Origin of the sequence: Stenotrophomonas sp. SAU14A_NAIMI4_5, from assembly GCF_003086795.1 — a bacterium.
Classification (GTDB): Bacteria; Pseudomonadota; Gammaproteobacteria; order Xanthomonadales; family Xanthomonadaceae; genus Stenotrophomonas.
Window position 1 is genome coordinate 1,068,882 of sequence record NZ_CP026003.1, and the last position, 13,411, is coordinate 1,082,292.

9 protein-coding genes are annotated in these 13,411 nt (G+C 63.9%); 6 read left to right on the top strand and 3 right to left on the bottom strand.

The window, feature by feature from the left end; translation table 11 throughout:
- Positions 1-21: 21 nt before the first annotated feature.
- From C1925_RS05030 to C1925_RS05045, 3 genes are all read left to right on the top strand, one after another.
- A complete protein-coding gene (locus C1925_RS05030; protein WP_108767943.1) occupies positions 22-4,593 on the top strand; it encodes a tape measure protein in 4,572 nt (1,523 codons plus the stop codon).
- Between the two features lie 1,090 nt (positions 4,594-5,683).
- Positions 5,684-9,436, top strand: coding sequence for a hypothetical protein (locus C1925_RS05040; protein WP_159097486.1), 3,753 nt, complete (start codon positions 5,684-5,686; stop codon positions 9,434-9,436).
- A 48-nt stretch (positions 9,437-9,484) separates the two neighbouring features.
- On the top strand, positions 9,485-9,682 hold the full coding sequence (locus C1925_RS05045) for a hypothetical protein (RefSeq protein WP_108767946.1): 198 nt from the start codon (positions 9,485-9,487) through the stop codon (positions 9,680-9,682).
- On the opposite strand, the gene C1925_RS05050 is transcribed toward C1925_RS05045, so the two are convergent.
- Entirely contained in the window at positions 9,679-10,344 is a 666-nt protein-coding gene (locus C1925_RS05050; protein ID WP_108767947.1) for an SOS response-associated peptidase, read from the bottom strand. The genes C1925_RS05045 and C1925_RS05050 overlap by 4 nt on opposite strands.
- A 151-nt stretch (positions 10,345-10,495) precedes the next feature.
- On the opposite strand from C1925_RS05050, the gene C1925_RS05055 reads away from it, so the two are divergent.
- A complete protein-coding gene (locus C1925_RS05055) occupies positions 10,496-10,984 on the top strand; it encodes a BLUF domain-containing protein (RefSeq protein ID WP_108767948.1) in 489 nt (162 codons plus the stop codon).
- On the opposite strand, the gene C1925_RS05060 is transcribed toward C1925_RS05055, so the two are convergent.
- Positions 10,944-11,216 carry a hypothetical protein gene (locus C1925_RS05060; RefSeq protein WP_108767949.1) on the bottom strand — a complete coding sequence of 91 codons (273 nt, stop codon included), beginning with the start codon at positions 11,214-11,216 and terminating at the stop codon, positions 10,944-10,946. The genes C1925_RS05055 and C1925_RS05060 overlap by 41 nt on opposite strands.
- Before the next feature lie 64 nt (positions 11,217-11,280).
- Here C1925_RS05060 and C1925_RS05065 point away from each other — a divergent pair, with 64 nt between their 5' ends.
- Positions 11,281-11,895, top strand: coding sequence for a hypothetical protein (locus C1925_RS05065; protein WP_108767950.1), 615 nt, complete (start codon positions 11,281-11,283; stop codon positions 11,893-11,895).
- 43 nt (positions 11,896-11,938) lie between these two features.
- On the opposite strand, the gene C1925_RS05070 is transcribed toward C1925_RS05065, so the two are convergent.
- Positions 11,939-12,478: a hypothetical protein gene (locus C1925_RS05070; protein ID WP_254051390.1), complete on the bottom strand. Its 540-nt coding sequence runs from the start codon at positions 12,476-12,478 to the stop codon at positions 11,939-11,941.
- Between the two features lie 216 nt (positions 12,479-12,694).
- On the opposite strand from C1925_RS05070, the gene C1925_RS05075 reads away from it, so the two are divergent.
- Positions 12,695-13,201: a hypothetical protein gene (locus C1925_RS05075; RefSeq protein WP_108767952.1), complete on the top strand. Its 507-nt coding sequence runs from the start codon at positions 12,695-12,697 to the stop codon at positions 13,199-13,201.
- Positions 13,202-13,411: the final 210 nt, after the last annotated feature.

Sequence of the window (13,411 nt, forward strand, 5' to 3'; positions counted from 1 at the left end):
GCTTTTTCATTTGAGGAAGCCATGAGCCTCTATACCCTCACAGTCGATCTCTTGCTTAAGTCGGGCTCTTTCGAGCGCGACAGTGGTAAGGCCGCTAGGATCGTCAGGCGCGACATGGCGACGATCCAATCGTCTATGTCGGATGCGGCACAGCGCGGCGCCGATCAGGTTGCGTCTGGCTTTCGCAGGGTTGCGTCCGAGGCTGTGGGTATGACCTCGGCTCTGGCTGCCGCAAAGGCGGTCATCGGAAAGGCAGACGAATGGACGAATCTCAACAACCGTCTTCGTCTCGTAACCAAGGACCAAGCTGCCTTCGTCGCCGCCCAGCAGGATGTTCTGCAGATCGCCAAGGCGACCCGTCAGCCCCTGAGTGCCACCGCTGAGCTCTATCAGCGCATCGCGATGAATCAAGAGGCGCTGGGGCTTTCCGGAGCTGGCTTGGCGCGTGTGGTCGAAACGATCAGTAAGACCATGGTGATCAGTGGAAGCAGCGCCGCCGCAGCAGAAGGTGCACTGATCCAGTTGGGGCAAGCGTTTGCCTCAGGCACGTTGCGGGGCGAAGAGCTGAATTCCGTATTGGATGGCGCGCCGGCGCTTGCTCAGGCTATTGCCAAGGGGCTGAACGTTCCGATTGGTAAGCTGCGTGAGCTGGGTCAGGCGGGACAGTTGAGCGCCGATCAGGTCGTGAAGGCTCTGCAGCAGCAGGCCGCTGCGGTGGACGACGATTTCGGCAAGATGACTGCGACAGTCGGGCAGTCGATGACCCAACTCAACACCAACCTCTCGGAGATGGTCGGTCGTGCCGATGAGGCCACGGGAGCATCGCAATCGCTCGCCGCAGGAATCGGTCTTGTGGGTAGCAATCTCCAAACTGTTGCTGTGGCAAGCGCTGCATTTGCGTCCGGACCACTGCTCAAGAGTCTTCTCGCGCGTGTAGCTGCCGCAAGCGCTGGGGTTGCCGCTGACCGGGCAGCCGCAGCACAGAACGTAGCGGCCGCTCAACAGCTTGAACTCCGCACGCGCGCTGCGATGTTGGATGCCCAGGCCGAAGTGCGCCGAGCTGGGGCCATTGGTGGCAGCGTATCTGTCAGTTCCAAGGCCGCTGCTGCGACGTTGGAACACCGACAGGCAGTCCTCCTACTTGCGCAGGCGCAGGGCCAGGCGACGGTTGCGAATGCCAGCTGGGTGGCGCGCGCTGGAGCATCGACTCTTGCTCTGTTGGGTGGGCCGGCCGGGATCGTGACGATGCTGGCTACTGCCGCCGCTGGGTGGCTGATCTTCCGCGACAACACCAATAAAGCATCCGCCGCGCTTATCGATTTTGGTGGCGCTGCAGACATTGCTATTGAGAAGTTCCGCGCGCTCAATCGGCAACAGCAGGCGGGCGAGATTCTGCGGCTCCAGAAGGAGATCGACGCAAACTATCGCACCATCACCGGTTCCATCACCGAGATGGTTGCGGCGGCTACGAACTTCTCCACTGCGGGCCAGGCGTCAGCTTTCATTAAAGAAACGGAGCGCTTGGACGCGGCGTTCAAGACCGGCAAAATCAGCGCAGATGACTTCGCCAGCGGACTCGACGCAGCCTGGAAGGCAATGCTCGACGGTTCGCCTGCTGCCGCATCGGTGGCGAAGGCTCTCACCGAGGAGACCGCCGCCGCAGCGACAGCAGGAAGGGAAGTCGACCGCAAGCGCGCAATTCTGGACGCTTTTACAGGCAGCAGCACTCAGGCAAAGGGAGCAACCGACGCGCTGTCGGGGTCGTTCGACGTGCTGGGGGAATCGGCCGGCGCGGCCGGCAAGCGGATTTCCTCAGCGATGCAGTCTCTTCCTGGGCAACTGGCCCGGGTGGGTAAGAGTGCGGCCGAGGTTGCAAAGCTGGATGTGGGCGACTGGTTCAAGGAAGCCCAGGCTAGTGGCGTCGACTTTTCCAAGCGTGACGACCCCAAGGTCAAGCAGTACATAGAGCAGGGCGCCAAGTACATCCGCTTGCAGTCAGAGCTGGCGTCCGCCCAAGAGAAGTTCACCGAGTCCCGCAAGGCCGCATCCGCTGCAGAACGCGCCGGCGCGAAGGATCGCAAGGCCGATGCCGAGGCGGTCAAGCGCTATGGCGAGCAAGCGGCAATGGCCGCCGCGACCATGGCTGGCCCGCTGGCTGAGGCTACCGAGCGCCAGAAACAGCTTGAGGACCAACTGAAGGAGGCCCTCAAGGAGGGCCGCATCGAGCGATCGGCGTACAACGTGCTCGTGCTGGAATCGCAGAAGGCGCTGCAGCAGTCCAGCGCTGAGATCCAGAAGGCGTTGTCCAGTCCGGAATCGTTGCTTGCGACGATGGACGCCGAAGTTGCCATGTTGGGCAAGGTGGGCAGGGCTCGGGAATTGTCGCGCCGGCAGATGATGAACGAGCGCGATATGCGGCAGGAGCTGCAGCGGGCCGTGGAGGCAGCAGGGAGCAAGGAAGCCCTGGCTTTGGCCAAGGGTGTGGACAGCTACGAGGCCTATGAGCGGTCGCTGCTGGCCGCCGCCGATGCATCCGCTGCGCTTTCGATCCAGGTGGAGGAGGCTGCAGCCAACGCTGAGGCGTGGGCAAACGTCGTTCTCGATGGCGTGGATGGCGCTGCCGACGCAATGGCCGACTTCGTGGCCAGTGGGCTGCGGGACTTCAACGGTCTGTGGGACGACCTGAAGGATGTAGCGAAGCAGGGCCTGCGTGACATTGCTCGCGAGCTTCTCCGCCAGAAGCTGGTGATCCCGATCCAGACGCAGATCATGAACGGGATCAACGGGCAGGACGGCGGATTGAGCCTGCAGAGCATCATGGGCCTGTTCGGCGGCAATGGATCTGCAGCAGGTGGCCAGAACCTGAGCAATGTGGCGGGGCTGCTTTCGCAGGGGCAGGGCCTGTTCGGTGCAGTGACTGGCGCCGCGAGCAGCGGTGTCAGCGCCGGCAGCCTGATGGGCTTCGGCAACAACATCGCCGCGTTCGCCGGCGGTGGCGCATCGGCGGCCGGTGGTACGGCTGCCGCCGGCGCCGGTGCCGCATCGTCTGCGGCTGCGGCGGTCCCGATCATCGGCTGGATCGTCGCGGGCATGATGAAGAACGCCGAACTGTTCGACCAGGGCTGGGACATTGCCAATGGCGAAAGCTGGGCGGGCAAGATTGCCACGGCCGCTGCTGTGGGGCTGGCCGACAAGGGGTTCCGCGGCCTCGGGTTCAACGACAAGGTGGCGTCGATCCTGTCGGGGTCGAGCATCCACGCGAAGCTGTTCGGCCGCAGCGCGCCCAAGGTGACCGGCCAGGGCATTACGGGCGATTACGGGTTCGGTGGTTTCAGCGGCCAGTCCTACGCCGATATCAAGGCCAAGGGCGGACTGTTCCGCAGCGACAAGAAGTGGACGCAGTACGCGGCCCTTGATCCTGGCATTGATCGCACGTTCGACATGGCGGCGCGACAGGTGCGCGGCGCAGCCACGGACCTGGCCAAGCAGCTCGGCGTGGACCTGTCCGGGCAGCTGGCCGGCGTCAAGGTGTCGCTGGGCAAGCTGCAGCTGTCCGCGGACTCGGCCGAGGCGAAGGCGCAGCTGGAGGCCTATCTGGCCGACATGACTGATCGCCTGTTCACCGAGGCGGTGAAGGCGGCGGGCTTCGGCGGGCAGCTGGACGGCTACTTTGAAGCGTCCGATGTGTTCACGGCGTTGGGCGCTTCCATCGAGCTGGCCGTGGGCAATGCGGACGAGCTCGGGCGCGCGTTGAACACGCTGGAGATCGAGAAGGTCAACAAGGCCGTTGACTACTTCCAGGATCTGGCCGGCGTGGCCGGCACGGACCTGGCCACCCAGGTGCAGAAGGTGACCGGGCTGCTGGGCAACTACGCCACGCTGATGGCCGACGTGTCGACCCAGCTCCTGACCGGCGATCTGTCGAGCTATCAGCAGCAGGCGCTCAGCATCGAGCGGACCTATCGCCAGCAGGTGAAGTCGGCCAACGACTACGCCAAGGCGCTGGGCTTGTCCGGCGCACGCGCGGAGGACCTGGCCAAGATCGAGGCGTTGCGCGCCACGAACATGGGCAAGCTGCAGGCGCAGATCGACAAGGACAAGAAGGCCATGCAGTACGGCCTGTCGATCAGCGACCTATCGCCCCTGACGGATCAGGAGAAGCTCAGCGAGGCGATGAAGGAGCTGGAGCGCGCCGTGTCCGGCGGCGACACCAGCGCGGCGCAGGCGGCCGCTCAGGCCGCCCTGGGCTTTGGTCGGAACCTCTACGCCAGCGGCAATGACTACAACGGCCTCTACGACCAGGTCACCGGCCTGATCGGTGGCATGAAGGTGGGCGACCTCGATATGGAGGACGGCACCAGCATGGGCGCCCTGGCCGATGCAATCGAGGCCCTGCCGGACAACTTCAGCCGCGCCGTGTTCGACCTGGTCGTGAACAACGACGGCCAGGCCGCGACCACGACTGCGGTGCAGCAGAGCAACGCTCTGCTGGTCGACGTGAAGGGCCTGCTCCAAGACCTGCTTTCCACCACCACGCAGGGCGTCCGCTCGTCGGCCAGCTCTGCATTGCGTCAATCGCTCAACGCCATGTGAGGTAACTCATGCTGCAACGGAAACTCACGCTGGTGGATATCGGCGGGAGCGCTTTGCCGTCTCCATCGCCGGCCGCGCCGCGCTACGCCAACTGGTTTCCGATGCCGTACAAGGCAGCCGCCGTGCCGCCGGTGGACGGGGTTACCCCGACCCCGGTGGCCGATGGCGTGCTGCTTGAGTGGGCGGCAGTGGACCAGGAGGGGGTGGTCTACGTGATCGAGCGCGGGCCTTCCGAGCGAGGTCCGTGGACCGAGATCCACCGGACCGCCGAAACCCGCTACCTCTACAGCGACGGCAGCGGCCAGAAGTGGTGGTTCCGGATCACCCCGACCGTGCGCGGCAAGCCCGGCGGCGGCAGCACGGTGGAGGCCACGCCGCCGACCACCACCGCCGACCTGGTGGAGCAGCAGGAGCAGCTGGCAGCCGAGACTCTGGCACGCATGCGTGCCGACGCCGCCGAAGCTGCCGCCCGCGCGGCGGCCATGGCGCAGGCTGCGCAGGATCTGCTGGCCGAGGCGACGCTGCGCCAGCAGCAGTACGCCGAGGCCATGCAGGGCATCGCCGACGAGGCGCGTGCCCGGGCAGACGCGGTGCTCAACGAGAAGCTGGCACGCGAGGCCGCCATCAGCCTGGAGCAGCAGACCCGGCAGAGCGCGGTCGAATCCCTCGCGCGCCAGGTGGCCGAGGTGGCGGCCGGCAGCGGCACGCAGTTCGACAGCCGCGCCATCTGGTACTTCGACCAGACGGTGGAGGGCTGGACCGGCAACGGCACGCCCACGCTGGTGGACGGCTGGCTGCGGCCGGCCAACGCCGCGGCGACCCCGTGGGTGCAGTCGCCGGCGGCGCTGGCGGTGGACGGCAGCGCCTATCGCTTCGTGAAGCTGCGCGTGAGGCGCGTTGGCTCGCCGACGTGGGCCGGCTTCCTGCAGTGGATCACGCCGACCGACCAGAACTGGAACACGCAGAAGCGCGTGGCCATCGCTGAACCGGCGTGGGACGCCAACGGCGTGGCCACGGTGGACGTGCAGGACATTGCCTGGTGGCCGGGCGCCGTCGACCGGATCCGCCTGCAGCTGGTGTGGCGCAGGCGGTGGCGAATTACTACCTGGTGGACTGGGTGGCGGTCGGCCGCCCGACGCCGGGCGCGTCTGTGGCGCTGGTGCAGGCCGAGACAGTTGCTCGCACCAACGCGATCGCTGCGGAGGCGAGCCAGCGCAACACCCTGGCTGTGCAGATGCGGGGCAACTACACCGGCACGGATCCGCTACAGCTGACGGCTGGCCTCGCCTATGAAGAGTTGAAAGCGCGAGTGGCCGCTGACAGCGCGCAGGTGCAGCGCATCAGCTTGATGGAGGCCCGCATGCCCGCCGGCGCCGGCGGCCTTGCCACCGCGGCGTCGGTGACCGAAGAGGCACTGGCCAGGGTGAGCGACGTTGCGGCCCTCAGTCAGGCCGTGACGGCGGTCAATGCGAAGTTGCCAGGGCTGATTGCTCAGGGAAGCAATTTGGTGCTCGACGGCAGCTTCGAGCACGACGGCAGCTGGACATTCCCCAATACGCCTACAGTGGCCGTGGTGGCTGAGGGTCGCACCGGGAAGTGCCTGCGGGTGCTTGGCGCGTCGGGCACCCGCACTATCAATGCAAATAGTGGTGCCAACATGCCGGTGTTCACCGGCAAGAAGTACCGCGTGAGCGCCTACTACCAGACAGACGCCGACTACAACGGCAGCTCCGGAAACGGCAAGGTGCGAATTGGAAACCAGGACGGTGGTCTGGTCGCGGGCCTAGCGTTTGCCGCGGGGCGCACCGACTGGACAAGGGTTGAGTCGGTGGTAACCGCCACTACCATCTCGGCACTTCGGCTGAACATCGTCTGCGACCACACCGCAGGTGTGCTGCGCGTTGACGACGTGATGGTTGAGGAGGTGACGGACGTACTTGCCAATGCGGATGGGCTGCAGGCCCTGAGCAACACCGTTCAGATCCAAGGTGGTCAGATCAGCGCCCAGGCCAATCTGATCAGTGCGCTGCGCACGGACGTTGAGGGAAAGGCGAGCAACTCGGCGCTGCAGTTGCTGCAGTCCCAGGTCACGCTGCAAGGCAACGACATTGCCAGCATGGGCCATGCGATCACCAACGTGTCGGCGTCTCTGGCCAGTGTCGGCGGAGACAACTTGCTGGGTAACAGCGGTTTTGAGAGCGGAGGTGGCGGCGCTGCGGGGTGGGCAGGCTCAAGCGCTGGGCTCGGCAGCGGGGTGGTGACACGTACTTACGTGGATTCGGCGCTTCCCAGCAGTTCAAAGGCGGCTCGCTGGGACATGGCCAACGTACCGACCACTGGCTACTGGGAGTTCCAGACCAACCAGACGATCCTGCCATCGAAGATTATTCCTGGTCAGCCAGTGACCTTGTCGGCGTACTTGCGCGGCACGGTTGGTACGCGCTGGTTCCTTCAGGTGGCTTGGCGCGACAGCAGTGGCGCTGTCATTTCGTATACCGGAACGCCAGGGAATCAGACCATTACCGCTGGCGGGTGGATGCGTCGTACGTTCACGACCGCAAATGCCCCGGCGGCGGCCGTGAGCGCCCGTGTATACATCCGCGCGTATGGCACGAACGCTCCGGACCAGTGGGTCGAATGGGACAACGTCCAGTTGGAGGCGGGTAGTGTTGCCAGTGGCTACAAGCCGTCTATTGATGAAATTCAAGCGCAAGGGGCTTCCAACGCATCCGCAACTGCAACGCTGACTGGAACCGTCGCAAACCTGCAGGGAGTAGTTAGCGCACAGGGACAAGCAGTCACGACCGTCGCTGCGAACCTGGAGCAAGCCAATCGGGCTGGGAACAACATGTTCCTTGACGGCAGCTTTGAAGCGAAGGCGGAAGGCTTTTCGGTCGGCAACTATGCGGTCGTTGTCGCCAATGGCCGGACAGGATCACGCTCTCTCCGCATGAAGTTGGATGGTGGTGGGACGCGGTCCGCGCCGCTGCAGACATTCGACATTACGCCTGGTCGGGTGTACTACGCCGAGGCATGGGTTACTCGATCTGGCGTGAACGACACGGCAGGCAGCGCGCAGCTGCGTATGGCGCAGAGCTTGAACAACACCGGGTTGAGCTATCCCAACTTCGCCACGATCAGTGCTGCGAACATTCCGTTCGGCTCTTACGTCAGGATCTCGGGTTACTTGACCGTTCCCGAGGGCAAGAATCAGGCAGTCCTACAGGTTGCAGTCTCCAGCACAGCCAACAATGGCGCGAACATTGAGTTCGATGACATCGTGTTGCAGGACGCGACTGAGGGATACAACGCTGCTCTGACTGCTAACGCGGCGGCAAGTGGCGTCAACTCCTTGACCGCCACCGTCACTCAGCAGGGTGAGCAGATCAATGCTCAGGCCAGTTTGATCAGCGGCGTGCAGGCATCAGTCGCGGGTAAGGCTGATGCATCTGTCGTGCAGGAAATGCGCGTGCAGGTGAACAACCAGGGGGGCGGCGGTAACCTGATCGCAAACAGCACCTTTCCCAACTGGCAGCGCACTGGCTGGGGTTGGGCGTCTAGCATCGGCTATCAGGAACTGGGCAACCCTACCGGCAATGCCGATTTCATCCCGTATGGCATGCCTAGCGCGATTGGCAGCATGCGCCCAGGCGCGACAGGAACCAATCCTGACTTCTACTACGTGACAGAACAACGCATGCCAGTGGAGCAGGGAAAAACCTACTGCTTGTCTGCGTACTTCAACACGCATAGAACGCAAGCGCGTATCGGAATCGACTTCTACAACAGTGCCGGGCAAATCATTGCTGGTTCGCCCTATTCGGCGTTCTCTGGGGTTTCGGCAATCGGTCGCGAGGATTTGCGGGCGTACCCGCGTCCGTTCGTTATTGCCAAGCCCCCCGCAGGCGCGGTGTCCATGCGTGTTGCTGTCAACCTGAAGAACACGGGGGAGAATGACCCGTACTTCTGGATGTTCTATCCGATGCTTTCAGTAGTGGCTGAGGGTGCAACACAGCCGCCGCCGTATGAAGCCGGTGACCAGGCATCTGCGCAGTGGAACTTGGCAGTGCAGGCCAACGGTATCAGTGCTGGCCTGCAGCTGGGCGTCACAGGCCAGACCTCGGCGCTCAACATCCTGGCCAACGCGGTCAACATCCTGTCGCCTGGTGGGGCTGATGGCTTTGAGCTGACGAACGGCTATCTCCGCGTCTGGTCCGGCAACTCGCAGCGGATCATCGGCAACAATTTCGGTGCTGATGGGTTGGTGGACTACTTTGGTCCCAACGTCGGTGCCGGCAACGCGAACAAAGCCAACGCCACTATGTGGATGGACCGAGACGGCAACGCGTATTGGGGCGGTTCTATCGCTGCCGGTATCCTGCGCAATGCTGCACAGAGCACGCAGACCATCACCACGGGGAACAGCGTGTTGGTCGGCCCGTTCGACACCAACGGCCGGAACAAGCAGGTGGTGGTGGGGTTCAATCGTCGGCATCGCCGGATCAAGAACGCACAGAACGCGCAGGGCTTCGTCGCAGGTGCGGGCACCAATGGCGGCACCATCAACCTGTATCGACAGCTGGATGGCCAGGCCGAAACGCTGTGGCAGCAAATCCCGATCGCCGGCAGCGTGAACATCTTCAATCAGGCAGATGGCCCCGACTCTGCCGACTCGGTTTGGACGGCGTCGCTGACCTTGAACGACAACGCCAACGGCACGACACGGCGTAGCTACCGTGCCGAGATCGTAGCCTTCACCGAACAGACCGTAACCCACCAGTCGGGCGGCTTCGACAGCCAGACGATCACGCAGAGCCTGTCGATTGTGTCTATCGAGCAGTAAGCCATGCGGGGCTGGCTCTTGCCCCGCTTTTTCTACAGGAGATTGACCATGCTTGCACGTGCACAGCTGTACCAGAAGATCGAGAACGCAGACAACCCGGGGAAGGTGCAGCTGATCTTCCGCGCCACCGATGGCTCTGGTGCCATGTTCAACTTCTTCGTGTCACCGCAGGCCGCGGCCCCGTACGTGACCGCGGCCGAGTACGACCTGGGGGCGGAGGAGATCGTCGCCCAGCCGCAGGTCTAAGCCACAGCCTGCAGCAGCGCCTCGATGTTGTTTCGCGGGGTGTTCACCGCGCGGCTGACGCGGTAGGCCTCCATGGCCGGCGGCTCGCTGGCCAGGAGCATTGCCATTGCATCGTCGGCGCCGGCTGCCATCCAGTCATCGATCTGGCCGGCCTGCAACCAGACCGGCATGCGGTCGTGGATATCAGCCGACACACCGCTGCTGTCGCCGGTGATGATCGTGAAGGTGCCGAGGTTGCCATCGGGCAGCAGCGGGCTGGTGTCTTCCCACAGGCCGGCCGCCAGCAGCGGGCCGGCGGCGTGGATGAACCACGGATCCTTTTTCCCGTCCTCTGGGCTCACCGACCATTCGTAGTACCCGGCCATGGGGATGACGCAGCGGCGCTTCTTGAAGGCCGTGCGGAATGCCGGCTTGGTGGCCACCGTCTCGATGCGGGCATTGATGGTCGAGCCCTGCAGGCCCTTGGCCTTGGCCCAGAAGGGCAGCAGGCCCCACGCCAGCCGGGTGACCTGTCGGCCTTCGCCGCGGTCGAGGATGACCGACGCCCGCTGGGTAGGGGCCAGGTTGAAGCTCGGCTGGATCTCAGCCAGGCCCGGGGCAAGGTCCGCCAGGCCGGGCAGGCCAAAGTCGACGACGGGGAGCTGGACGAATCTTCCGCACATGGGCGAACCATAGAACGCCCAGCGCAGCGGACCTGTGAGGCCGCGCCTGAAATATTTGGGATGCAATCCTCTGTTTCACGACTCCATGACGCCACCTGTTCAGCTCGGTGCTAGCCTCACGGCCGGGGGGGGCTGACCGGGAGGTTTTTCTATGCCTATCAGGGCTGTGGTGTATGTAAGCGAGGCCGTTCCAGGCGTGGCTAATAGCGGCTCGGGCGTGCCTAGCCAGAAGCTCGAGGAACTGGTGCAGGACGCAGCGCGCTTCAACAGGGACGCCGGTGTCACCGGGGTGCTGCTGTTCGATGGGACCCGATTTCTTCAGTATCTGGAGGGTCCTGAAGACGGCTTGGCCGTCGCTTACTCGCGGGTGTTGGGCTCGGAGAGCCACACCGGGGTTGTCGAGCTTCAGCGTGGCCGCGTTGGGCAACGTCGTCTGCCTTTCTGGCCGATGCGCTGGCTGCCTGTAGAGCGCCAGGATTTGGCCAGCGTTGCCCATGCAGACTGGACGCGCTTTAACCGGCGCGGCGATGCTGAGGCGATGAATGCTACAGCGATGGACCGTTTGCTCCATCTGGTCCAGGTTCGTGCAGGCATGCCGGTTACCGCTCAGGATGCGATGCCGCTTCGATCTGCTCCGTGAGCAGGGCCAGCCCTTGGCGCATTGCTGCGGCGGATAGGGCGGAATCGTCGAGGTGATTGTCGAAGATTCCTGGAACCATACCTTCCCATACCTTCGTCAATGACGCCGGATCGGGGTGGCTGATGATGATCGCGCGGATGCAGTACTCCATCGCTTTGAGATAGCCCCGATGGGCCTCAAGTTCTGTCGTGCAGTTCTCGAGGCGGTGCAAAAGCTCGGAAGTGGTAGGCATGGGCGCTCGTAGACAGCTCGCTAAATGAGGGTAATAGTCAGGGCATTCCACATGGCCCCGGACAATGAGCATCCTCAACGTTCTGCTGTCGCCAGATCAACTATTGGTTGCTGTAGACACCTTGGCTGAGGACTCGCGGACGGGTGCCAAGTCGGCCGGCGCGAAGCTGCTTCTGATCCCTCAGCACAACCTGGTGCTGGCCAGCCGCGGCAGCGCCCAGTTCTTCCTACGGATCTACGAGCTGGCCCTGCAGGCAAGCTTCCGCGCGGACTTCACCATGGAGCAGCTTGGCAGGGAGCTTGGGCTGGTGATTGACCGGTTGTGGCCAGCGTACGAGAAGGCCGCGCTGGAGGCAGGGATTGCTCGGGAGATGATAGGGACTGAGCTCCTGCTTGGCGGTTGGTCACCCCAAGCCGGCCGATTGGTGGCCACGGCCTATGCGAAAAGCGGCAGCGCAGAGCCGACCAGGGTACAGCCGCTGACCGGCGGACTGGCTTCCCCCGGAGAGCCGCTGCGGGGCAGGAGAGACAGTTTCGCGCCGGAGGAGGTATTGGCTGCTGGCCGGATTCAGGCAGCTTGGTTGAACAAGCAAAGCGGCAGGCCGGTTGCTGGAGGAAGACTAGTTGCTGCCATTCTTCGGCAGGGAGAAGCTGTCGTGAGGGACTTGGGGAAGATCTAAAGCAGTGTCCCCGCTTTCGCGGGGACGGTGTACGGGGCTACAGCTACTGGCAGACGTACTCTTCGGAGCTGTCGTAGAACCTGTCGTAGAAGTCATTGGGCATGTCGCCGGTGCCGAAGTAGACAAGTTCCCTGCGGTAGAGGTGGCTTACGCCATAAATGCCGGGCGAGCTGCAGGTCGTCGGCATAGGGCCTACGTAGGTTTGACCGCCGAAGGTGTAGTGTTTCTCTTCGCAGGAGTAGCCGCCACCAACGCCTTGGGGGTCGGTCCTGCAGGTGCCGCCATAGCCCTTCATTTCTTGAAAGCCGGTGTAGGCGTCGGTTGGGCACGACTCAAAGCCTTCCGGACCCCAGTCGCCATACGTGTAGACGCCGCTGGGGCCATCCACTCCCCCTTGGCAGAAGTTGGTGTAGGCAACCGGGTAAGGCTGGATGGTTTCGGAGTCGACCCACAGCACGCGCCCCGTTGGCACCCACTGACCTGCCGAGGCGCTCTGGGCGAAGCCAACCGATAACAGAGCGAGTGACACGGTCAGCATGAGGCGGCGCGGGGTAGAGCGGGCAGTTCTGTAATCGTTCTGCACTGAATTCACTTCCATTCCTCCATGATTAGGGTAGTGCTGCACTGCTCATGCACCGTCGCAGCAGGCCTCCATGGGAGCAATCGGAAAATTGCTCAAGGGGCTGTAGGTGAATTCCCACCGCCGCGTGGGCTGTGACACGAATCAATATGTGACCGTTTAAAGCTGCGAGTTGGCCGAATCGCAGGCTATGCGACGACCAGGCGTAAGCTGCTCGGCATGCTCCCTTCCATCGGCTACCAAGGGTTCCGCACTGCCCCCATCCCGTCCGGGTGGGTGCAGATGAGCGAGCGCTGGGCGCTTTGGTGGAACGGCCGGGAGGTGGCCAGCCTCACCCCTGACCCTGCGGGCGGCCTGCGCATGACGCTCAATGCGCTGAAGATGTGGCAGACCAAGAGTGTGAGGGTGGTCAGCCTGCGCCAAGGGAAGCGCTTCGCCGAGCGGTGGTGCGCGGCCAGGCTCTATCCGGACCTGCCGCTGCGCGAGGCAGTGGCCCGCCTGACCGACAGCACGCCGCACGCGCCGGCACCACCGCTGCCTGGCCTTCCCCCGACACGCGAGCAGCTGCAGCAGGCCCAGCGACTGGACGAGGCGGCTGCGGCTGCGTCGGCCCGGGTGATGGCGGCGCTGGAGCCGATCCGGCCGCCGGCGGAGACCAAGCCCAGGGCGAAGGATCCGTGGAAGGGGCGGCTGAGCGCGAGCGGGCGGCAACACCCCCGCGTCTGACGGCTTTGCTTCCAGAAAACTCGGCATGCCCCCATTGCGCCGCAAGGGCTCTGGCCAGCGGGTTCCAGAAATCAATTCAATGCAAGTCTTTGATTCGCGTCCAGAGTCAGGCAGACTTCTAAGCCGGCGGTTACAGGTTCGATTCCTGTCGGGCGCGCCATCGCAGGGAAAGCTCCCTGACTTCCGGCGCATGGCCTCTTCGTCTCCACC

Coding starts and splice junctions, on each gene's coding strand:
- C1925_RS05075 (WP_108767952.1), top strand. CDS start 12,695: ATGCTCCCTTCCATCGGCTACCAAGGGTTCCGCACTGCCCCCATCCCG.
- C1925_RS05055 (WP_108767948.1), top strand. CDS start 10,496: ATGCCTATCAGGGCTGTGGTGTATGTAAGCGAGGCCGTTCCAGGCGTG.
- C1925_RS05045 (WP_108767946.1), top strand. CDS start 9,485: ATGCTTGCACGTGCACAGCTGTACCAGAAGATCGAGAACGCAGACAAC.
- C1925_RS05065 (WP_108767950.1), top strand. CDS start 11,281: ATGAGCATCCTCAACGTTCTGCTGTCGCCAGATCAACTATTGGTTGCT.
- C1925_RS05060 (WP_108767949.1), bottom strand. CDS start 11,216: ATGCCTACCACTTCCGAGCTTTTGCACCGCCTCGAGAACTGCACGACA.
- C1925_RS05030 (WP_108767943.1), top strand. CDS start 22: ATGAGCCTCTATACCCTCACAGTCGATCTCTTGCTTAAGTCGGGCTCT.
- C1925_RS05050 (WP_108767947.1), bottom strand. CDS start 10,344: ATGTGCGGAAGATTCGTCCAGCTCCCCGTCGTCGACTTTGGCCTGCCC.